The sequence below is a fragment of the Dactylosporangium sp. NPDC049140 genome (assembly GCF_040648435.1).
The window spans coordinates 80,609-101,780 of record NZ_JBEZDS010000001.1 but is presented as its reverse complement, the minus strand read 5'-3'; the positions used below and the strand labels follow the sequence as shown (position 1 = coordinate 101,780).

Below are 21,172 nucleotides of genomic sequence, written 5' to 3'. Positions count from 1 at the left end.
TCAGGAAAGCGCTTTCCCCTGAATGGAGGAGCAGATGCAATCCAGTTCCACGCGGCGGCGGGTGCGGCTCGCGCTCGCCGCCGCGTCCGGTGTCGTCGCGGTGGCGGGGGTGACGCTGGTCGCCACGAACTCGGCGTCCGCGGCCACCGTCGACACCAGCGCGACGTACGTGTTCGTCAACCACAACAGCGGCAAGGTCATCGACGTCTACAACTGGGCGACGAACGACGGCGCGCCGGTCAACCAGTGGTCGCGCAACGACCTCGCCGTCCAGCAGTGGAAGTTCGTCGACGCCGGCTCGGGGTACTACAAGATCAAGTCGGTGATGAGCGGCAAGGTGCTCGACCTGCCCAACGCCACCGACGGCCTGCAGCTCGTGCAGAACGCCGACAACGGCTCGACCACGCAGCACTTCCGGCTGCAGGACTCGTCGGGCGGGTACGTCCGCTTCGTCAACCGCCACAGCAACAAGGTCATCGAGACCTGGGAGTGGTCCACCGCCGACGGGGCCATGCTCGACGGGTACACGAACCTCGACGGCGCGAACCAGCAGTGGCAGCTGGTCAAGCTGGGCTCCGGCGGCGGGGGCAGCACCCCGACCACCGGCGGCGGCAGCACCCCGACCGGCGCGTGGCCGTCCGCCAGCGGCTCCGCGTCCGTGAGCGGCACGATCAAGGTCAGCGGGACCCTCGACGGCGGCATGAAGCGGTACTGCTGCATCGGCGACGGTGGCCAGAGCGAGAGCCAGGACCCGATGTTCGAGCTCTCTGACGGCGCGACGCTGAAGAACGTCATCATCGGCTCCCCGGCCGGCGACGGCGTGCACTGCCTCGGCCGCTGCACCATCCAGAACGTGTGGTGGGAGGACGTGGGCGAGGACGCGGCGACGTTCCTGGGCACCAACGGCGACTCGTACGTCATCGGCGGCGGCGCCAAGTCGGCCTCCGACAAGGTGTTCCAGCACAACGGCTCCGGCACCGTGCACATCAGCAACTTCTACGCCAGCGACATCGGCAAGCTGTACCGCGGCTGCGGCAACTGCACCAACCACTACGAGCGGCACGTGACCGTCGACAACGTGCTGCTGAACAAGACCAAGTACGTGGTGGGCATCAACACCAACTGGGGCGACACCGCCACGTTGTCCCGGGTGGTCGTGCAGAGCTCGTCCGGCATCCACATCTGCGCGGAGTACACGGGCGTGGCGAAGGGCAGCGAGCCGAAGTATCTCGGTGACGGGATGGGCGACGGCCACTGCAACTTCAAGTCCTCCGACATCACCTACAAGTAGTGGCCGCGGGCGGCGGGCGGCTCGGGCCGTCCGCCGCTCTAGCGGTTGGTGAACCCGAAGACCGGCCGCTCCATCGAGATGCTGTCGGCGGTGATGTTCGTGATGACCGTGTCGCCGCGCGGAGCACTCGACTCAGGCGGTGAAGCCGGTGGAGCCGTGGCGGCCGTCAAAGCCCCGGACGGGGGCGCGAAGCGGTCGGGCACGTACAGCCAGGCGTCCTCACGCAGTTCCTTGTTCTCGACCGCGACCCGGGCGAACCGCGCCGGGTCGTGGCCGGTGTGCGCCTGCTCGACCACGTCCTCGAAGATCACGCGGGAGACGATCACGGCGAGGTCGGCGCGCCCGTCGGCGAGCGCCGCGCGGGTCACCGGCGCGTCCACGAGCCGGCTCACCTGCACGACGCCCTTGCCGGCGAAGCCCATCGGGGCCGGCTTCACGACGCCGTGGTGGATGCCGAGCCGCAACCGGAGCCGGTGTTCGGGCCGCGCGAACCGGTTGCGCCGCCCGAGCGCCGTGTTGAGCTCGCGCACGAAGTCGTCGACGACGCGTACCTCGGACTCCGGCTCGGGCAGCACCGCGAGCTCGCCGTCCCCGGCGGGCTGGCGATCCCACCCGGACCGGTCCAGCCCCGCCCGGCGGGCCGCCTCGTCGAGCACCGCGGGCAGGGCGTGCTGGAGGTCGTCCTGGTCGGCGTCGACGCGCCCGCCGTACCCGCTGGCGTCGACGCCGATCAGCAGGCGCCGTACGAATCCGTCAATCGACATCACCGCAGCCTAGGTTCGGTCGCGACCGCCGCGGCACGGCCGGACGGCCGGGCGATTCCGGCTAGTACGCGCCGGCGACGGTGAGGACTCCCATCGCGGCGACGGCCGCGGCCAGCAGCACGACCGAGGCCTGCAGCAGACGGTGTTTGCGCCAGTTGAGCCGGCTCATCCGTACCAGCTGGCTGGCCATCATCGCCAGCTCGTCGTCGGGCGTCAGGGTGTTCAGGTGGCCCGTCAGTTCGACCGGCTGCCAGTGGCGCAGGTGCCCGAAGTACACCGAATGCTGCGTGAACTCGACCCGGTGCATCCGGCGCGGGCCCAGGATCGGCAGGACCACCGCGGCCGTGGTCGCCATCGCGGCCAGCAGCAGCAACAGGATCACCGCGACCGGCCAGTCTCGGCGGCCGTCCGGGGTGCCGACGACGAAGACGGCCGCGCCGCCCTCGACCGCGAGCAGGATCGACGCCTTCACATCGGCGCGGGTGGTCCAGGACTCGAGGGCGGCGTGCACCCGCCACGCGAACTCGTTCGGGTTCATGCCCCCAGCGTGCGGCGCATTGCCCGGCGCGATCCCCGATTTCTGGGGCGTTGCCGTGTCAGGAATTCGCCAGGAAGCTGAGGTCGCGCCCGTTGCTGTAGTTGCGCGCGGCGTACCGTGGCGTTGCCCCGTGCACGGTCTCGGCCATCGGGTCCGCGCCCGCCGCCAGCAGCCCGCGGATCAGCTCGGGGGAGCCGCCTTGCATCACCGCCTCGTACAGCGGCGTCCGGCCGATCCGGTCCGCCCCGTCGACCGGCACGCCCGCGGCCAGCAGCGCCGGCAGGGCCCGCTCGTGGTCGAGCCAGATCGCCATGTGCAGCAGCGACCAGCCGTTGTTCGCGCGCATCCGGGGGTCGATGGTGCCGCCGGCGAGGCCGCGCAGCAGGTACTCCGTGTCGCCGAACTGCAGCCGGTGCATGATCCCGCGGCGGTACTCGTGCAGGGCCTTGGGCAGCCGCGCGCCGCCCTGCTGCCAGGCCTGCTCGACGGCGTAGCAGCCGTGGCTGTCGCCGCCCAGTGCGCGCAGGGCCGCCTCGCGCCGCTGCTCCGGCTCGTCGTGATCCAGCAGCGTGAGGGCGCCGCCCGTGATCGTGAGCCGGTGCCAGACCCCGCCGCAGCGCGAGCGAAAGAATGCTAGTGAATCTGGCAAATCCCCTGTCGGGGTATAAGTTCGAAAAGTCCGATCACGAAGTGTCGGACTTTTCGTAGCAACGTCCCGAATGAGCGGGTGCAAGTCGGACGGCGACAGAAGACCAGCGGCGAGGAGAGCGAGGTCCGGCGGCACCGACGTCGTGGGAATGCGCACGGGGATCTCCAGGTATTCGCTGGGGTCGGAGGGCTCCGCCCGTAGCGAGGACACGTGCAGGGTCAGGTACGCCCCCAGCATCGTCGCCACCCGGTCCACGCCGAACGCCTCCGCCGCCTCGCGGGCCAGCGTCGCCACCCCGACCGGGCTCGTCGGCGAGGTCGCCGGGCGTTGCAGGCAGGAGAGGTCGTCGAAGTCCAGCGTGATCCCGCAGTGGCGCCAGGCCTGGTGGTAGTCGCCCGCGGCCAGCAGGGCGAAGACCTCCGGCGCGGCCCACTGCTCCGCCAGCCCTGCGGTCTCGCGGACGTCCCAGGTGTACCGCGGCGCGTAGTACCACCGCTGGTCCCGCAGGTCCGCCAGCGTCACGACGCTCAGGTGGGCCCGCTGCGGCCCCGTCGGCGACTGCGGCAGGCGCAGATGCAGCAGCGGCTCCCACGAGGCGCGGGCGCGGGGGGCGAGTACCGCCGCGACCTGGGCCTGCAGGGTGGACCGCCCGCCGCGGTGCCGCGGAAGGTGCCACCACAGCAGGTCGAGGGCCAGGTGGCGCAGGTCGTCCTCGAGCCGGTCGGCCGAGCCGGCGCCGAAGCGGGCGTGGACGCCGGCCAGGTCGACGTCGACCGTGACCGGCATCAGGGCGGCGGCGGCGCGCCAGTCGCCCCCGGCGCGGGCCGAGGCCGCCGCCGCCACGAGCTCGGGCGGCGGCATCTCGGCGCGGATGTTGCGCCACAAGGGCAGCTCGCGTGGGTCGATGGGCAGGCCGACCGGATTCGAACCGGCGTCCTCCAACTTCGCAAGGTGGCGTGACGACCTCTGCACTACGGCCTGCCGCGCATGAGCGTAATCGTCCCCAGCTCTCCAGGTGGGCCCGGCGCCGCCGGGCAATCATGTCGCGGACCGTATCGACAGGGCTCACGTTTCGCTGCCCCGCGCCGGGTGAGCTTGGCCATGCTGAGATGCGGGTTCGCTTTGCCGACACTGCGTGATCAGCACCCGGTGTAAGGTAGCCCCGTCGAAGTGGCCCCTATGAAGAGGAAACGATGGTCGACGTTGCGCTGCTGCTGGGCGGCCCGTCCGAGGAGCGCGGGATCTCGCTCAACTCCGCACGCTCCGTAGCGGATCACCTAGAGGGCGCGATCGTCAACCTGACCGAAATTATCTTCTTCGACCGGCAGGCGCGGCCCTACTCGATTCCCCGGGGCCTGCTGTACTGCAACACGCCCTCCGACTTCGACTTCAAGCTCGCCCACGAGGGCCGGCCGCTGACCGAGGACGAGCTGATCGCCCGCCTGCGCACGGCCGGGCTGGTCTTCCCCGTCATGCACGGCGAGTTCGGCGAGGACGGGCAGGTCCAGGCGCTGCTGGAGAAGGCCGGGGTGCCCTTCGTCGGCGCCGGCGCCGAGGCGTGCGCGACCGCCTTCGACAAGTACAAGGCCAAGCAGGCCCTCGACGGCCACGGCATCGGCGTGGTGCCTTCGGTGCTCGTCGACGCCTCCATGTCCGACGCCGAGGCCGAGCGGGTCGTGGCCGAGGCCTTCCCCGACGTGGCGAAGCTGGTGCTGAAGCCGGCCACCGGCGGCTCCAGCATCGACGTCTTCGTCGCCCGCGACCGGGCCGCGGTCGTCGGCATCCTGCGCACCCTGCGCCAGCGCCACGACCGCATCGTGATCCAGCCGCGCATGCACGGCGTCGAGGTCACCACCATCGTGCTCGAGAACGCCGACGGGCCGGTCGCGCTCATCCCGGTCGAGATCGAGCTGCAGAACCGGGCGACCGAGGACGAGATCTTCGACTACCGCCGCAAGTACCTGGCCAGCAACGACTCGCACTACCACTGCCCGCCGCCGCGCGACGACGAGACGATCGGCCGCATCCAGGCCATCGCCGAGTCCGTCTTCAAGCACCTCGGGCTGCGCGACTTCGCCCGCATCGACGCGTGGCTCGAGGAAGACGGCTCGGTGCTCGTCTCCGACGTCAACGTGATCAGCGGCATGGAGCAGAACAGCTTCCTGTTCGTGCAGGCCGCCCAGCTCGGCATGACCCACGCCGACGTGCTGCGCGAGGTCCTGCGGGCCGCGTCGCGCCGCAACGACCTCGACTTCCCGGTCGCCTACGACACCACCACGCAGACCGGCGAACCGGTCGCGGTGCTCTTCGGCGGCGCGACGGCCGAGCGGCAGGTGTCGGTCCTGAGCGGCACCAACGTGTGGCTGAAGCTGGCCCGGTCCGAGAAGTACGCGCCGATGCCGTACCTCCTGGCCCCCGACGGCACCGTCTGGCAGGTGTCGTACTCCTCGGCCCTGCGCCACTCCGTCGAGGAGATCGTGTACGCCTGCCGCGACGGCCTACGCCTCGAGGAGCGCCGCCGCCGGCTCGCCGACCGGATCATCGAGCGCCTCGGGCTGCCCGCCGAGGCCTACAGCACCTCCGTGGCGCCCCCGGTGCAGCTGACGGTGGAGGAGTTCCTCGACCGTCACGAGCTCGTCTTCATCGCCCTGCACGGCGGCGCGGGGGAGAACGGCACCCTGCAGGAGCTGCTGGACCGGCACAACATCCGGTACAACGGCTCGGGCCCGGCCGCGTCCCGCCTCTGCGCCGACAAGTACGAGACCGGCAAGGTCGTCGCGACGCTCGAGGGCGAGGGCATCCACACCGCCCGGCGCGTGCGCGTGGACGTCCCGGAGTCGTTCGACGAGGCCGCCATCGCGGAGCTCTGGCACGACATCATCACCGAGTGCACCGACAGCCGCGTGGTCGTCAAGCCGCTGGACGACGGCTGCTCGGCCGGCATCGTCCCGCTGGGCAACGCGGCCGACCTGCAGCGGTACCTCGAGCTGATCAACGCCGACGCACGGCGGATCAAGGGCGCCGGCTTCTCCCTGCTCAGCCCCGACCAGCTCGTCGAGATGCCGACGAGCCGCCCCCAGCACCTGCTCTTCGAGGACTACATCGACACCGACGACGTGCGGGTCGAGGACCACTCGGGCAAGGCCGAACTCGTCTGGGGCCGCGAGCGCGACACCGGCTGGATCGAGGTCACGGTGGGCGTGATCGGCCCGCACGGCGCCATGGTCGCGATGAACCCGTCGATCACCGTCGCGAGCGCGGGCATCCTCAGCCTCGAGGAGAAGTTCATGGGCGGCACCGGCATCAACATCACGCCGCCGCCCGGCCCGCCGCTCGGCCGCGTCGAGCCCGGGGCGGTCGACGCCGTGCGGGCCCGCGTCGCGCGCACCGCGAATGTGCTGGGCATGGAGGGGTACGGCCGGATCGATGCCTTCATGCACCGCAAGACCGGCGAGGTCATCATCATCGAGGCCAACTCGCTGCCGGGCCTGACGCCGGCGACGGTCTTCTACCACCAGGGCCTGGCCGAGGAGCCGCCGGTGCCGCCGCGCCAGATCCTCGAGCGCATCCTGGACCTGGCCACGCACTCGTAACCCGGTCGGCGCGAGGGATCAACCAGCCCGGGCCGAGCCGGAATCGGACGATGATCGGATCCGGTGGCTCGGGCTGATCGGACGATTCGCAGCACCGCGGCCTGCACTACCGTCTGACTTCGAGGGAGCGATCATCTTCGATCGCGTCGGGCTGGCCACTGACAGGCAGGGTGCGGGTACATGTCGTGGATCAGGCATGTCCTAGGTGACGCGGCATGGCAGGGCATTGCGGGGATCATCGCATTGATCGGCATGGTCGCGGCGGCCATCCGATTCAGCTGGCGGAATGGTTCACGGCAAGGCGTGCCGGAAATGGGCAAGATGCCACCGACGGCGGTGGAACCACCGCCGCTGGCAGAACCGCATCCGGTGCGGCCGGAACAGGCCAGACGCGTAACCGGACAGCAGGCACAGTACTTCGACCTGTCGGACGAGGTGGGCGAGCGCGAGTACTACGAGGCCCTCGCGGAGGGCATGCGCAACGCCAAGGAGAAGGTCTACCGAGTCGGCCGGGGATTTCACCGCGAACAGAGCCTGTCGATCTACCAGGCCCTTCAGCAGGCCGAAGAGGCGGCATTGCAGAGGAAGATCAAAGTCGTGCGGATTCAGGTCGGCAGCATGGTCGCGCCCAGCTGGGCCGCGGGCTACGCGCGAATGCTCGCAGATTATCCGAACTTCGAGATGGTCGCGGACTTCGACTACACCGGGCACAGCGACATCGCCGTCGTCGACCCGCATGGCCGCAACCCTTTCGTGAGCCTGCTGTTCGAGAGCCGGGAGCAGGAGCGGCTCGGGACGGTGGGGCGGGCCAAGATGGGCTTCATCGTTCGTGAGACCCAGGCCGCCGGTGATCTGTACGCCCTCCTGCTGGAGCAGGCGAACCGTTCACAGGTGCTGACCGCCCAGGCCGTCCGTGACCTCGCACGCACGTACGTCTACTTCGGTTGGGGCGTGCACATGGCCGCGCGCAAGATGACGCAGGACGCCCCCGGCGCCGAGTGCAAAGGCGTCGCGATCCTCCGGCACTGGCGCCGGAACATCAACGCCATGATTGACCGGCCCGCCGACCGGGCCACGATCGTCGAGAGCGAGAGCAAGGACAGCGATGACTGGTTCGACGGCGTGGCCTACGAGATGTCCTGGTGGGAGAAGGAGCGGCTGACGCGCCTGGAGAGCCGAGCCTACGCCCGCAGGGACGTGACGATCGAAATCGCGGGGGTGCCGGTCGATGCCTTCACGTTCGTGCCGCTGCCGTCACCTAAGGGAAGCGCCGTGCTGCGGAGCGGCAGTTGGATCGACCTGGTCAAGGAAGGGGCGATCGAGAACGACATGACGCAGTTGCTCTCCGAGCTGCGGCGGGCCGGCGTTCCCTTCGGCGAACTGCGCCCGGATTCACTTTAAACGTGCGCCCGGAGCAGATTCCGAGCGCCCGGCCGCTGCCTTTCCGGACATTTTTCCCTCGCTCGGTATTTCCGGTCGATCGCCGGACCGCCGGGTCGCGGGCGTAGCATTGTCGGCAACGTACGTCAAGCACTGCGATCTTGTTGCGCGAGTGCGCCAGGCCTTGCGGGCTGATCGGCGAAGGGGGCCACGGGTGAGCGAGACGGCCGGGTTACGCCGCCTCGACCTGCGACAACCCTTCGAGGTGCCTCCTGGCCGCAGCGAGGCGGTCGGGCTCGAGGTGGAGGTCGGCCTCGTGCGGCGCGATGCCGGGAAGAACGCCACCTACCCGCAGAGCTTCGCATTCCTGCTCGATATTGTCCGGCATTTCGACGGAAATCCTTTGATGGACGGTCCCAACCTCGTCGGCGTCGGCCTGGCCGGTGGCGCCGCATTCACCCTCGAAACCGGTGGGGCCGTCGAGTACTCCTCGCCGCCTTTTCCGACGGTCGCCGCCGCGGTCACGGATGTCCGCGGCCGGCTGGGAGCCGCCGCCGGCATCGCCGCGGCCCACGACCTTGCGCTGCTGACCGGAGGCATTACGCCGTTCGCCGCGCCCGGCGACATCGTCTGGAACCCCAAGGCGCGCGTTCAGATCATGCGCGACTATTTCCAGGCGATCGGCGGCGACGGTGCGCATGCCGACGAGGTCATGGGGCTGATTCTTTCCGCACAGACGTCCCTCGACTACACCAGCAGCGAAGACCTGATGAGCAAGCTGCGGCTGCTGGTGCGGGCGTCGCCGGTCGTCGCGGCGTTGTTCGTCAACTCTCCCGTCGCCGCCCGGGAGCGAACCGGCGCACTGTCCCGGCGCATGCAGTACTGGCGCCGGTTTGATCCACGCCGCTGCGGGGTTCTCGGATTCGCGCTCGAACCGGGCGCCGGCATCGAGGACCTGATCGACTGGGCGGCGGGCCTGCCGATGATCTACCGGCTCGTGGCCGGTACCCATGTCGCGGCACCGCCCGTCTCGTTCCGCCACGCGGCGGAGTGCGGTTTCGGTGACGGCACCTATCCGACCACCGCCGACTGGGAGCTGCACCTCAGCCAGGTCTGGCCGCATGTTCGCGTCCGGCACACGCTCGAGCTGCGCCTGGCCGACGCACCGCCGTGGCCGTTCTTCGGGACCGGTGCCGCGCTGTGGGCCGGTCTCGCCTACGACCCCCAGGCCCGCCGTGCGGCCAACGACCTGCTGGCCGGCCTCTCGGCGGCCGAGATCGATCGCGCCTGCACGGACGTGGCCGTCAAAGGGCTGAGCGCGACGGTCGGCCCGTATCCGGTCCAGGACGTCGCTCGCGAGCTGCTTCGCCTGGCCCGCGCCGGCCTGCAGGCCCGGGTGCGTGCCGGCCTGGAGGCACCCGAGGCACTCGCTTTGCTCGACCCGGTCGAAGAGGTGTGCGAAACGATGCAGACCTTCGCCGATCGCGCCCTCGACGCGTGGGATCGAGGCGAGCAGCACTACCTGCACGCGTTCAGCATTCCGGCCGATTGATCCCCGCCGCTAGGGGCTAGTGCTGGGTGAAGATGCGCTGGACGCGGGGGCCGACCTGGGTCAGCAGCTCGTGTGACACCGTCTCCATGGCCGCGGCGGCCTGCTCGATCGGGACCGAGAAGCCGGCGTACTGGCCGAAGATCAGCACGTCGGAGCCCACCTCGGCGTCGGGGTGGCCGGTGATGTCGATCGCCATCGAGTCCATCGAGATGGTGCCGGCGATCTCGCAGCGGCGGCCGTTCACCAGCACGTAGCCGACCTTGCGGAAGGCCCTCGGCACCGCGTCGTAGTAGCCGGCGGCGATCAGGGCGATCCGCGTGTCCGGGGTCTGGGCGCGGAACAGGCCGCCGTACCCGACCCGCTCACCCGGGGCCATGTCGTGGATCTCCACGATCCGCGACACCAGGCCGACGCCCGGGGTGAGGTTGATCAGGCTGCTGGTCGCCGTCGAGGGCTGCAGGCCGTAGAGGCCGATGCCGATGCGCACCATGTCGTAGCGCGCCTCCGGGAAGCGGATCGTGGCGGCCGTGGCGCTGGTGTGGCGTACGACATCCTCGAAGCCCATCTCGGCCGCCGCCGCGCACACCGAGCCGAACCGCTTGAGCTGCTCGCGGGTCAGGTCGTCCTCGTCTGGGTCGTCGGGGCAGCCGAGGTGGCTCATCAGGCCGGCGAGCCGCAGGTGCTCGCTGCGCCTGAGCTTGCCCAGCAGCTCGATCGCGGCCTCCGGGTACAGCCCGCTGCGGTGCATCCCCGAGTCCACCTCGACGTGCACGTCCAGCCGGCGCCCGCTCACGGCGGCGGCACGACCGGCGGCGTCGTACATCTCCACCGAGTACAGCGACGGCGTCAGCCGGTGCCGGACGAGCCGCTCGAGATCGCCGGGCACGGCGAGGAAGACCAGGATCGGCATCTGCACGCCCGCGCGGCGCAGGGCGATGCCCTCGTCGGCGGTGGCCACGCCGAGCCAGTCGACGCCGGCCTCGCGCAGCGTGTGCGCGACGGTGAGGGGGTTGGTGCCGTACGCCTCCGCCTTCACGACCCCCATCAGCTTCGTGTGCGGGCCGACCAGCTTGCGGAAGGCGGCGACGTTGTCCTTCACGGCGGCGAGGTCCACGTAGAGGCGGGTCGCGGCCGCGGTCTCCACGAGGTGCATCCACGAGTCGGTGACCATGGTGTCCCGAGGTACGTGCACCAGCGCCACGTCGTCGGGCCGCAGCTCGGTGGCGACGAACGCGCGCATGCGGTCCTCGTCCGTGAAGCGGTGCACGGGCACGTCGCCGCCGGCGAGCGCCGCCTCGATCAGGCCGTGCGCCTCGTCGGCCAGGCCGCAGACCAGCCGTACGTTCTCCGCCCGCAGGCAGCGCGCCATCGCCTCGGCGCCCTCGGCGGTCAGCCCGGCCAGCGGGTCACCGATGATCATGAGGGTGCGGCCCTGCGCGCCCATGAGCGAGCGCGCCGTGCGCAGGGCGCTGCTCAGCGCCAGCGGGTCGGTGTTGGCCAGCTCGCCGACGACCGTCGCGCCGTCGGGCCGGCGCCACATCTGCATCCGCGTCGAGGGCGGCGTGTAGTCGGCGACGGCCGCGAGCAGCTCGGCCGGCCCCGCGCCGAGCAGGGTCGCGGCGCCCATCGCGAGCTCGAGGTCGCTGAGGACCTCCGGTGACGGGGTCGCGATCAGCAGGTCCTCCTCGGCCCCGCCGGGCAGCGTCGCCCGCACCAGCGACGAGCGCTCGACGTGCCGCAGCCGGGTGAGCCGGGGCAGCGCGGCGTCCCCGGCCGCCAGCAGGCGCGCCTTCGAGATTCGACGGGCCGTTTCGTGTACCGCCGAATCCTCCTCGCCCATCAACAGCCACCCGTCCTCGGGCAACCCGGCCGCCATGCTCAGCAGCTCGCGGGCGTGCTCGTCGCGACTGCCGAAGCTCTGCCCGCTGCGTGAGCCCAGGTTCGTGAACACGACCGCGCGCGGGTCGACCATGCGCGCCAGGCGGGCCATCTCGCCGGGCTCGGTCGCGGCCGCCTCGATAACGGCGACCGGCACGTCGGCCGGGCACTGCAGCACCGACAGGGCCACGCCGAGCTGGCTGTTGTAGCTGCCCGGGCTCCCGTACGTCATCCGGTGCGCCGAGAGCAGCCCGACGAGCGCGTCCTTGGTGAGGGTCTTGCCGTTGCTGCCGACGACCGCCACGAACGTCGTCGAGGTCAGCTTCCGCCGCCACCAAACCGCCATCGCCTGGAGCGCGGCGAGCGGGTCCGCGACGGCGATGAGGGGTCCCTGGCCGTCCAGGTCGCCGAGTCTCGCCTGGTCAACGACCGCGGCGATGGCCCCGTTGGCGAGGGCCCGCGCCACGAACCGGTGACCATCCGTGGCACCCTGAAGAGCGAAGAAGAGACTGTCGGCCTGCAACCGGTCCGAGTGGATGGCGACGCTGCCGACCTCGCGCTCTCCCCCAGGGAAGTGCACCGTTCCGCCGACGATCGACGCCACCTCGGCGACCGAGACTGGGTCCATTCGCCGAATGGTAGCTGGAGTGCGCTGCTGCACGGACAGTAAGATTGCCGGGTGTTGGAGATCATGGAGATCCTCCGGAAGGACGCCCATGCGACGCCGGAGCGCATCTCGGACCTGACCGGGATCGACGTCGACCGGGTCCGGGCGCAGATCGCCGCCTGGGAACAGCAGGGGGTCATCCGGCGGTACAAGGCCGTCGTCGACGCCGACCGGCTGCGCGAGATCAGCGGCGAGCAGGTGATCACCGCGTTCATCGACGTCGCGGTGATGCCGGCCCGCGGCCTGGGCTTCGACGACGTCGCGCTGCGGATCTCCCGCTTCCCGGAGGTGCGTTCGGTGTACCTCGTGTCCGGCGCCCAGGACCTGCGGTGCGTGGTCACGGGGCGCAGCATGCACGACATCGCCGACTTCGTGGCCCAGAAGCTCTCCACGATCGAGCGCGTGACGGCCACGGCGACGCATTTCGTGATGAAGACGTACAAGGACGACGACGAGCTGTACGCGTCCCCCGAGGCCGACCGGCGCCTCCCGGTCACGCCGTGAAGCCGCTCAACCCGATCGTCGCCGCGTGCCCGCCCTCGGGCATCCGCCGCTTCTTCGACATCGCGGCGACCATGGACAACGTCATCTCGCTGGGCGTCGGCGAGCCCGACTACGTGACCCCCTGGCACGTGCGCGAGGCCGGGATCTACGCGCTGGAGCAGGGCTATACGACGTACACCTCGAACGCCGGGCTCCTGGAGCTGCGCCAGGCGATCGTTTCCGATTTGTCGCGTCGGTACTCGGTCAGCTTCGACGCCGGCTCGGAGTGCCTGATCACATCCGGCGTGTCCCAGGGCCTCGATCTCGTGATGCGCACGCTGCTCGACACCGGCGACGAGGTGATCATCCCCGAGCCGTGCTACGTGGCGTACGGCCCATGCGTGACCTTCGCCGGCGGCACCCCCGTCTACGTCCCGTCGTCCCCGACCTTCGAGATCCTGATCGACGAGATCGAGCGGGCCGTCACTCCGCGCACGAAGGCGATCCTGGTCTCGTCGCCGTCCAACCCGACGGGCGCCGTCCAGCCCGCCGCGCTGCTGGCCGCCCTGGTCGAAGTGGCCGTCCGCCACGACCTGTACCTGGTCTCGGACGAGATCTACGAGCGCCTCAGCTACGGCACCGCGCACACCTGCCTGGCGTCGCTGCCCGGGGCGCGCGATCGCACCGTCGTCCTGGGCGGCTTCTCCAAGGCCCACGCGATGACGGGCTGGCGGGTCGGCTTCGTGTGCGCGCCGGCCTTCGTCCTGGAGCTCGCGGGGCGCATCCACCAGTACACGATGCTGTGCGCCCCGCACGTGTCGCAGGCCGCCGCCCTGGAGGGCCTGCGCTCGGGCGACGGCCAGGTGGCGGAGATGGTGGCCGACTACGACCGGCGCCGCCGCCTGTTCGTGAAGGGGCTGAACTCGATCGGCCTGACGTGCGAGGAGCCGCGGGGCGCGTTCTACGCCTTCCCGTCGATCCGCTCGACGGGCCTGGACTCCGAGACGTTCGCGTCGCGCCTGCTGGAGGCGGAGCGCGTGGCGGTGGTACCGGGCAGTGTCTTCGGCCCGTCCGGGGAGGGCCACGTGCGCTGCAGCTACGCCACGGCGCTGCCGCTGCTGGAGGAGGCCGTCAAGCGCATGGACCGCTTCGTGCGCTCGTTGTAGCCGACCCCGGACGGGCCTCAGCTCCTAACTGAGGGAGGTCGGCTCAGGAATCGGCCCGTCGGAGAACTCGGCCTTGATCACCGCGGTGTAGCTCAGCCGCTTGCCGCCGGTCCACGACTCCTGCGCGAGGGCGCGGCCGGTCGCCGGATCGATGATCAGGCGCTGCTCGCCCACGGCGCCGGAGTCGCCGCGGCGCGCGTACGCGACCGCGACCCCCGGCCGCCCGAGTGCATCGGTGGCCGGGCCGAGCGTGGTGATGCCGGGGAGCGCGGCGAGCATCCGGTACGCCGCGGCGCGCACGGCCGCCGGGACCGGCAGGTCCAGCACGAGCGCCGCGCCGGCGAAGAACAGGAAGGCCTGCTCGCTCTCCTGCTCGTGCCACGTGAGCAGCTTGGCCTTGAGCGCGTCGGGGTGCGTGGGCAGGGCGTTGAGCTCGGCGACCGAGTGCGTGCGGCCCGCGAGCAGGAAGTTGTTCGCCGCGGTGTGGCCCTCCATCGGGCGGGCCGACCAGGGGCCGTTCCCGGGGTGCATGAACATGGTGGTCGGGTCGCCGGGCCTGGTCGCCAGCCACTGCTCGTCCGTCATCGTCTGGCGGCCGTCGCCGTTCGTGCGGCGCAGCACCCAGTAGCGGCCCTCGCGGATCGTGGCGCCTTCGTTCTGGGTCGCGGCCACCAGCAGGATGTTGGTCTCGACGGCCGTCGACGGGGCGCTTGCGGTCTGGGGCGAAGCCGTGGCCGGGGGCTTCTCCGGCGTTGTGTAGGCGATCGCCGCCCCCGTGATCGCCATGGCCGCCGCCACCGCCGTGCCGGTCATGATCCAGCGCCGGCGCGGCGACCTGCTCGGGTTCGGCCGGGAGTATGCGGGGCCCAGCGGCGGGACGGCCGGGGCGTCCAGGCGCGAGGGGCGGGCCTCCGACAGGGCGCGCATGGTGTCGTTCACTGGCTGTACTCCTTGGTCGGGGCGGGCTGGGGAGACGGAGACGTGTGCGCCAAGGCCGATTCCAGGCGTTTGCGTGCGCGGTGGAGACGGACGAAGTAAGTGGCCGTCGAGCAGCCGACCACCGTGGATGCCTCGCGCGGCGACAGGCCGTGCCAGGCGATCAGGGTCAGGAGCTCGCGGTCGTCCTCGGCCAGCCGGGACAGGGCCGCCAGCATGGCCGCCTTCTCCACCACGCCGTCGGCCACGTCGGCGCGGGCCTCGTCGACCCACGCGCGCATCTCCGCGGCCAGGCCGGCCTGGCGCTCTTCGGCGCGGTACCGCTCGCGCAGCACGTTGCGGGCCACGCCCAGCAGCCATGGGAGGGGGTCGCGCGGCACGGCGGTCCAGCGGCGCCACGCCACGAGGAAGGTGTCGCCGACAACGTCGTCGGCCAGGTCACGGCCGGCTCGGCTCACCGCGTACGCGTACACCTGGCGATAGTTCGCCTCGTACATCGCGGTGAACCGCCGGCCGTCGTCGGGTTGGTCCACGGTCCTCACAAGGGGTAATGCGCCCCGGACCGCGATTCTTACAGACTGGTCACCGGGTTCCAGCGGTCCGCGGTGTCATGTCCGTCCCGTGGCCAATCGCAGGCCCTTCGCGGCCAGGCGGTCGGCCCGCTCGTTCTCCGGGTGTCCGGCGTGGCCCTTGACCCAGTGCCACTCGATCTCGTGCTTGGCCGCGAGCGCGTCGAGCTCCTGCCAGAGGTCGACGTTCTTGACCGGCTTGCGGTCGGTGGTCTGCCAGCCGTTGCGCTTCCAGCGGGGCACCCAGGCCGTGATGCCGTTGCGCACGTACGAGCTGTCCGTGTACAGGTGCACGACCACGGGCCGGGTCAGGCTCTCCAGCGCCCGGATCGGCGCGGTGAGCTCCATCCGGTTGTTCGTGGTCGCCGTGGCCTCCCCGCCGCACAGCTCCTTCTCGACGTTGCCGTAGCGCAGGACGGCGCCCCAGCCCCCCGGTCCCGGGTTTCCGCTGCAGGCGCCGTCCGTGTAGATCTCGACGTGGGTCACACAGGTATTAGACCGTGTGCCACTTCTGGTTCGCCGTGCCGGCACAGTCCCACAGCTGCAGGGCCGCGTCGTTGTTCGGGTTCCAGTCCTTGATGTCGACGCACTTGTTCGCCTGCGGGTTGACCAGGTCGCCGGCGGCGCTGAGCACGAACTGCTGCGCGGCGTTGCCCGAGCAGTTGGCGATCTGGATGACCGCGCCGTTGGCGGTGGAGCCCCAGGCCACGTCCATGCACTTGTTGTTCTCCGTGCGCAGCGTGCCGTTGGCGAACGTCCACTTCTGGTTGGTACCGCCGGTGCAGCTCCACACCAGCAGCGCCTGGCCGTCGTTGAACTTCCAGTTCGGCACGTCGATGCACTTGCCGTTCCAGTTGCTGGCGATCGACTTGCCGGTGCCGGCCGGCGGCGCCGTCGTCGGCTGGGCCGGCGGCTGCGTCGTCGGCTGGGCCGGCGGCTGCGTGGTGGTCGGCGGGTTCGAGCCGCCGGTGAACGGGCTCAGCGTGATCGCGGCCGAGCGCGGGTCGCCGTCGTGCACGAGCGACTCCTGGTTCTGCACGTCGTCGAAGGCGAAGCCGTACGCCTTGCCGTCGGCCATGTTCGCGTGCACGATCCGCGAGTAGTGGTTGGTCAGCGCGCTCTTGTAGAAGTCGGCCGCGGTACCGCCCGGCTGCGTGTCGATGGTGCCGAGGGTGCTGCGGTGCAGGGCCGCGCAGAGCGTGCGGGCGATCGGGCCCACGACCTGGTCGTTGGGCGCGCCGAGGGCGCCGTCGCAGCCCCACACGTTGGCGGTGGTGGGCCGGTTGAACGAGGCGACCTGCTGGCCGGAGGCGTTCGTGAACGTCATCACGGTGCCGTTGGTGCGGCCGAAGTACTTCACGTTCGGCTGGTCGGTGAACGGCTGCACGGTGAGCGTCTTGGTGGTGTACGCGCTCCAGGCGTTGGCGATGTACGGGTCGAGGTACGTCGCGCTGAACAGGCCGGCGTCGGCCGCCTTGCCGGGGGCGAGCACGCGCAGGACGGTACCGTCGGCGCGGGTCACGACCGTGTTGCCCCAGCCGGCCTGGGCCTTGACCTGGTCGATGACGTTCTGGCGGCCGTTGGCCTTCAGCGCGCCCGTCGTCGACGTGGCGCCGCTCGCGCCGGTGACGCTCACCGCGTGCGGCACCGCGAACATGTCGACCTGCGAGCTGTTGAGCCACAGGCCGGCGTCGTTGTAGGTGAACTCGCTCCAGTCGAACAGGATGTCGTGGTTCGGGTCGCCCGAGGCCCACGGCGCCGGCTGGACCAGCCCGTCGGGGGTCAGGAAGAACTTGAGACGCTCGCCGAGCGACATGTACACGCGGCCGGAGAGGTTCTTGGGCAGCTGGATGGTCTTGCTGGAGCCGTTGGCCGGGCCGGGGATGGAGACGTCCGGGGCGGGCATCGGCGGGTTCGTGCCGGCCGACCACTGGGTGAACGTCCCGTTGGCGGAGACGTACCCGAGCTTGCCGGTGCTGAGGTTGGTGCCGAGCACGTACAGGTAGACCGCGTCCCCGCGCCCGGTCGAGTTGGTGACGGTGAACGGCAGCACCGAGGGGCCGGCCGCCTCCGCGGATGGCAGGGCGGCGATGGCCACGGGTATCGCGGCGGCGACCACGGCCGCGGCGCCGAGCAGCTTCGTCCTCAATCGCACGGGGAACTCCTGTCGAGTCTGAACGTGAGAGCGCTCTCAGCTTCCGGGGCTGCGCGAACATGTGTCAACGGACACCAACAAGACCCAACGATCTGTTAAGGGCATGTTGAGATTGACCGGGCCTAGCAAACCGTACGTACGTCTTGTTAGGGTGACGGCATGCCACCGCTGCGGCTGCTCGCGCTCATCTCGCTCATCAACACCACCGGCACCGGCCTGTGGATGGTGTCGAGCCCGCTGTACCTGACGCGGTACGCGGGCCTGTCGATCGCCGCGACCGGCCTGGCCCTGACCGCGACCGGCCTCGTGTGCATGGTGGCGAGCGCCCCGATGGGCTACGTCGCGGACCGCCTGGGCGCACGCGAGGTCTTCGTCGCCGGCCTGGTCGCGCAGGCGCTCGGCACCGCGGCGTTCGCCCTGGTGCACAACGTCTGGGTGTACCTGCTGATCGGCGTCCCGCTCGCCGTCGCCGACGCGGCCCAGCGCGCCGCCAAGGGCGCGGTCATCGGCGGTGCGGTGCCGCCGGAGGATCGCGTGCGCACCCGCGCGTACCTGCGCTCGGTCACCAACGTGGGCATCGCCGTCGGCTCCGCGCTCGCCGGCGTGGCCCTGGCGGTCGACACCCGCTGGGCCTACGTCGCCCTGATCCTCGGCGACGCGCTGACGTACTGCATCGCCGCCGCCCTGGCGAGCCGCCTGGAGCGCATTCCGCGCCACGCCCACGAGCCCGGCGCCCCGCGGCTGGTCGCTCTGCGCGACCGCCCGTTCCTCGCCTTCGTCCTGCTCGACGGCCTGCTCTCGACCCACTTCGGCCTGTTCGAGGTCGGCCTGCCGCTGTGGATCGCGCACCGCACGGACGCCCCGACCTGGCTGATCGCGGTGGTGTACCTGACCAACACCACCGCGGTCGTGCTCTTCCAGGTGCGGGCGGCCCGCGGCACCGACGAACCCCGCGGCGCCGCGCGGGCCGCCCGCCGCGCCGGCCTGACCCTGCTCGTCGCGTGCGGCCTCTACGCCCTGTCCGGCCATGCGCACGCCACCGTCACGATCGCACTCCTCGTGGCGGGCGCCCTGACCCACGTGGTCGCCGAGCTCTGGCACTCCGCGTCCGGCTGGGGCATCTCGTTCGGCCTGTCACCGTCGGACAAGCACGGGCAGTACCAGGGCGCGTACGCGATAGGCATGCAGCTGGGCCAGATGCTGGCCCCGCTCGTCGTGACGACGCTCGCCCTCGGCTGGGGCGACCCGGGCTGGCTCCTGCTGGGCGCGGCCTTCGCCCTGGCGGGCGCGGCGATGCCGCCGACGGTCGACTGGGCGCTGAGGAACCGTCCACATGAGACGGCTCAGTTGCCGACGCCCAAGCCGGCCATGAACGCGGAGGGGTAGCGGTCGCCGCGCGCGGAGCCGGCCGGCACCGCCCGCTCGATCTCGGCGCGGTCCTGCGCGGTCAGGGCCACCTCGACCAGCGCCTCGGACAGCCGCTCGCGGGTGCGGGCCCCGACCAGCGGGACGATGTCCGGCCCCTGCGCGGCCACCCACGCGATGGCGAGCTGGGCGACCGTGCACCCCTTGGCCGCCGCGATCCGGCGCAGCGCCTCGACCAGGGCCAGGTTGTGCTCCACGTTGCCGGGCGAGAACCGCGGGGTGCGCGCGCGGAAGTCGCCGGGCGCCGCGGTCCGCTCCGCGCTCCAGTGCCCGGAGATGAGCCCGCGGGACAGCACGCCGTACGCGGTCATCCCGATCCCCAGCTCGCGTAGGACCGGCAGCACCTCGGCCTCGACCGCGCGCGACACCAGCGAGTACTCGATCTGCAGGTCGGCGACCGGGTGCACCGCGTGGGCCCGCCGGACGGTGTCGGCGCCGACCTCGGAGAGCCCGAGGTGCCGCACGTACCCGGCGTCGATCATCTCCTTGATCGCGCCCACGGTGTCCTCGATCGGCACCTGCGGGTCGAGCCGGGCCGGACGGTAGATGTCGATGTGGTCGACGCCGAGGCGCGTCAGCGAGTACGCCAGGAAGTTCTTCACCGCCGCCGGCCGGTTGTCCGGCGGCCCCATCACCGCTCCCGGCCCGCGCAGGTGCCCGAACTTCACGCTCAGCACGTAGCCGTCGCGGTCGCGACCGCGCAACGCCTCGGCGAGCAGCAGCTCGTTGTGCCCCATCGCGTAGAAGTCGCCCGTGTCGATCAGGGTGACCCCGGCGTCGAGCGCGGCGTGCACCGTGGCGATGCTCTCGGCGCGATCGGCGGGCCCGTACGCGCCGCCGGACATGCCCATCGCCCCGAGCCCGAGCGCCGAGACGACCGGCCCGGTGCTTCCCAACTGTCGTGTCTGCATCATGATCTCCACCCTGCGCCGGAATCGTGGGCTTCGGGAGCGGAGCGTGCATCGTGGGAGTACCGCTCCCTGGTTAATGGTCTTTTGAAGGGCACCATGGAGGGCATGCAACGTGAGCAGCTCGCCGACTTCCTGCGCCGGCGCCGCGAGGCGATCCGCCCGGGCGAGGTCGGCCTCGCCGACGGCCCGCGCCGGCGCACCGCGGGCCTGCGCCGGGAGGAGGTGGCGCTGCTCGCCGGCATGTCGGTCGACTACGTGGTACGCCTGGAGCAGGGCCGCAGCAGCCAGCCGTCGACCCAGCTGCTGGCCGCCCTGGCCCGGGCCCTGCGCCTCTCCGACGACGAGCGCACCCACCTCTTCCACCTGGCCGGCCACCGCCCGCCGCCGGCCGAGGGGGTGGCCCGATTGGCCCGGGCGGGCCTGGTGCGCCTGCTCGACCTGCTCCCCGACACCCCCGCGATGGTCATGTCCGACCTGGGGGAGATCCTGGCCCAGAACCGCGCCTCGCTCCTGCTCTCGGGCGACCTGACCCGCTTCACGGGCCTGCGGCGCTTCACGGTGTACCGCTGGTTCACCGATCCCGCGGCCCGCGCCGTCCACCCGTCCGACGACGAGGACCGCCACGCCCGCGGACACGTGGCCGACCTGCGCGCCGCCACGGGCCGCCGCGCGGGCGACCCGGTCGTGACGGAGCTGGTCTCGCGCCTGCGGGAGGAGAGCGCGCAGTTCCGGCGGCTGTGGGAGGAGCACGAGGTCGCGGTGCGGAGGGCCGATCAGAAGACGCTAGTCAACCCGCGGGTCGGGCCGATCCTGATGGACTGCGAGACGCTGGTGACCCCGGACCAGGGGCAGCAGTTGCTGGTGCTGACGCCGGCGAACGCTGAGGCGCGGGAGCGCCTGGAACTGCTGCGGGTGCTCGGCACCGAGGAGTTCGCGCAGGCCTGAAACGCCGACGACGGCCGGAACGGCCGGCGGCGGGCGCTGCGCTGCCCGGCCCCGGAAAGTCGGGCGCTGCGCTGCCCGGCCCCGGAAAGTCGGGCGCTGCGCTGCCCGGCCCCGAAAAGTCGGGCGCTGCGCTGCCCGGCCCCGGAAAGTCGGGCGCTGCGCTGCCCGGCCCCGAAAAGTCGGGCGCTGCGCTGCCCGGCCCCGAAAAGTCGGGCGCTGCGCTGCCCGGCCCCGAAAAGTCGGGCGCTGCGCTGCCCGGCCCCGAAAAGT

At 71.3% G+C, this 21,172-nt stretch carries 17 protein-coding genes and 1 tRNA gene; 8 read left to right on the top strand and 10 right to left on the bottom strand.

Annotation, left to right across the window (positions count from 1 at the left end; genetic code table 11):
- Positions 1-34: 34 nt before the first annotated feature.
- On the top strand, positions 35-1,291 hold the full coding sequence (locus AB0B76_RS00450; protein WP_360366953.1) for a pectate lyase: 1,257 nt from the start codon (positions 35-37) through the stop codon (positions 1,289-1,291).
- Between the two features lie 38 nt (positions 1,292-1,329).
- Here the strand turns inward: AB0B76_RS00450 and AB0B76_RS00445 are convergent, their stop codons facing one another.
- From AB0B76_RS00445 to AB0B76_RS00430, 4 genes are all read right to left on the bottom strand, one after another.
- Positions 1,330-2,055: a hypothetical protein gene (locus tag AB0B76_RS00445; RefSeq protein WP_360366950.1), complete on the bottom strand. Its 726-nt coding sequence runs from the start codon at positions 2,053-2,055 to the stop codon at positions 1,330-1,332.
- Positions 2,056-2,116: 61 nt separating this feature from the next.
- Complete coding sequence (locus AB0B76_RS00440; RefSeq protein WP_360366947.1) at positions 2,117-2,593, bottom strand: Pycsar system effector family protein; 477 nt, start codon at positions 2,591-2,593, stop codon at positions 2,117-2,119.
- Positions 2,594-2,651: 58 nt separating this feature from the next.
- Entirely contained in the window at positions 2,652-4,184 is a 1,533-nt protein-coding gene (locus tag AB0B76_RS00435; RefSeq protein ID WP_360366944.1) for an ankyrin repeat domain-containing protein, read from the bottom strand.
- Positions 4,148-4,223, bottom strand: a tRNA-Arg gene (locus tag AB0B76_RS00430). Before AB0B76_RS00430 ends, AB0B76_RS00435 begins: the two co-directional genes overlap by 37 nt.
- A gap of 212 nt (positions 4,224-4,435) precedes the next feature.
- Here AB0B76_RS00430 and AB0B76_RS00425 point away from each other — a divergent pair.
- From AB0B76_RS00425 to AB0B76_RS00415, 3 genes are all read left to right on the top strand, one after another.
- A complete protein-coding gene (locus tag AB0B76_RS00425) occupies positions 4,436-6,835 on the top strand; it encodes a hypothetical protein (protein WP_360366941.1) in 2,400 nt (799 codons plus the stop codon).
- Between the two features lie 180 nt (positions 6,836-7,015).
- A complete protein-coding gene (locus tag AB0B76_RS00420) occupies positions 7,016-8,236 on the top strand; it encodes a gamma-glutamylcyclotransferase family protein (RefSeq protein WP_360366938.1) in 1,221 nt (406 codons plus the stop codon).
- 193 nt (positions 8,237-8,429) lie between these two features.
- On the top strand, positions 8,430-9,767 hold the full coding sequence (locus AB0B76_RS00415; RefSeq protein ID WP_360366935.1) for a glutamate-cysteine ligase family protein: 1,338 nt from the start codon (positions 8,430-8,432) through the stop codon (positions 9,765-9,767).
- Between the two features lie 16 nt (positions 9,768-9,783).
- On the opposite strand, the gene alr is transcribed toward AB0B76_RS00415, so the two are convergent.
- Positions 9,784-12,273 (bottom strand): alanine racemase, encoded by a 2,490-nt coding sequence (alr, locus tag AB0B76_RS00410; RefSeq protein ID WP_360366932.1) that lies wholly within the window; start codon positions 12,271-12,273, stop codon positions 9,784-9,786.
- A gap of 51 nt (positions 12,274-12,324) precedes the next feature.
- On the opposite strand from alr, the gene AB0B76_RS00405 reads away from it, so the two are divergent.
- Together AB0B76_RS00405 and AB0B76_RS00400 are read left to right on the top strand one after the other, a co-directional pair.
- Positions 12,325-12,816 carry an Lrp/AsnC family transcriptional regulator gene (locus AB0B76_RS00405; protein WP_360366929.1) on the top strand — a complete coding sequence of 164 codons (492 nt, stop codon included), beginning with the start codon at positions 12,325-12,327 and terminating at the stop codon, positions 12,814-12,816.
- Entirely contained in the window at positions 12,813-13,961 is a 1,149-nt protein-coding gene (locus AB0B76_RS00400; protein ID WP_360366926.1) for an aminotransferase class I/II-fold pyridoxal phosphate-dependent enzyme, read from the top strand. Before AB0B76_RS00405 ends, AB0B76_RS00400 begins: the two co-directional genes overlap by 4 nt.
- A 24-nt stretch (positions 13,962-13,985) precedes the next feature.
- Here AB0B76_RS00400 and AB0B76_RS00395 read toward each other — a convergent pair whose 3' ends face one another.
- The 4 genes from AB0B76_RS00395 to AB0B76_RS00380 form a co-directional block, all read right to left on the bottom strand.
- The gene (locus AB0B76_RS00395) at positions 13,986-14,900 is read right to left on the bottom strand and encodes a CU044_5270 family protein (RefSeq protein ID WP_360366923.1); all 915 of its coding nucleotides are present in this window, start codon (positions 14,898-14,900) and stop codon (positions 13,986-13,988) included.
- Positions 14,897-15,430: a sigma-70 family RNA polymerase sigma factor gene (locus AB0B76_RS00390; RefSeq protein ID WP_360366920.1), complete on the bottom strand. Its 534-nt coding sequence runs from the start codon at positions 15,428-15,430 to the stop codon at positions 14,897-14,899. Before AB0B76_RS00390 ends, AB0B76_RS00395 begins: the two co-directional genes overlap by 4 nt.
- 75 nt (positions 15,431-15,505) lie before the next feature.
- Complete coding sequence (gene rnhA, locus AB0B76_RS00385; protein WP_360366917.1) at positions 15,506-15,952, bottom strand: ribonuclease HI; 447 nt, start codon at positions 15,950-15,952, stop codon at positions 15,506-15,508.
- Between the two features lie 7 nt (positions 15,953-15,959).
- Positions 15,960-17,621 (bottom strand): beta-1,3-glucanase family protein, encoded by a 1,662-nt coding sequence (locus tag AB0B76_RS00380; protein ID WP_360366914.1) that lies wholly within the window; start codon positions 17,619-17,621, stop codon positions 15,960-15,962.
- 159 nt (positions 17,622-17,780) lie between these two features.
- On the opposite strand from AB0B76_RS00380, the gene AB0B76_RS00375 reads away from it, so the two are divergent.
- Positions 17,781-19,007: an MFS transporter gene (locus AB0B76_RS00375; protein WP_360366911.1), complete on the top strand. Its 1,227-nt coding sequence runs from the start codon at positions 17,781-17,783 to the stop codon at positions 19,005-19,007.
- Here AB0B76_RS00375 and AB0B76_RS00370 read toward each other — a convergent pair.
- Positions 18,965-19,960, bottom strand: a complete 996-nt coding sequence (locus AB0B76_RS00370) for an aldo/keto reductase (protein WP_360366908.1) — start codon at positions 19,958-19,960, stop codon at positions 18,965-18,967. The two genes, AB0B76_RS00375 and AB0B76_RS00370, sit on opposite strands and share 43 nt — an antisense overlap.
- 102 nt (positions 19,961-20,062) lie before the next feature.
- Between AB0B76_RS00370 and AB0B76_RS00365 the strand changes: the two genes are divergently transcribed.
- The gene (locus AB0B76_RS00365; RefSeq protein WP_360366905.1) at positions 20,063-20,902 is read left to right on the top strand and encodes a helix-turn-helix transcriptional regulator; all 840 of its coding nucleotides are present in this window, start codon (positions 20,063-20,065) and stop codon (positions 20,900-20,902) included.
- The last annotated feature ends 270 nt before the right edge of the window (positions 20,903-21,172 follow it).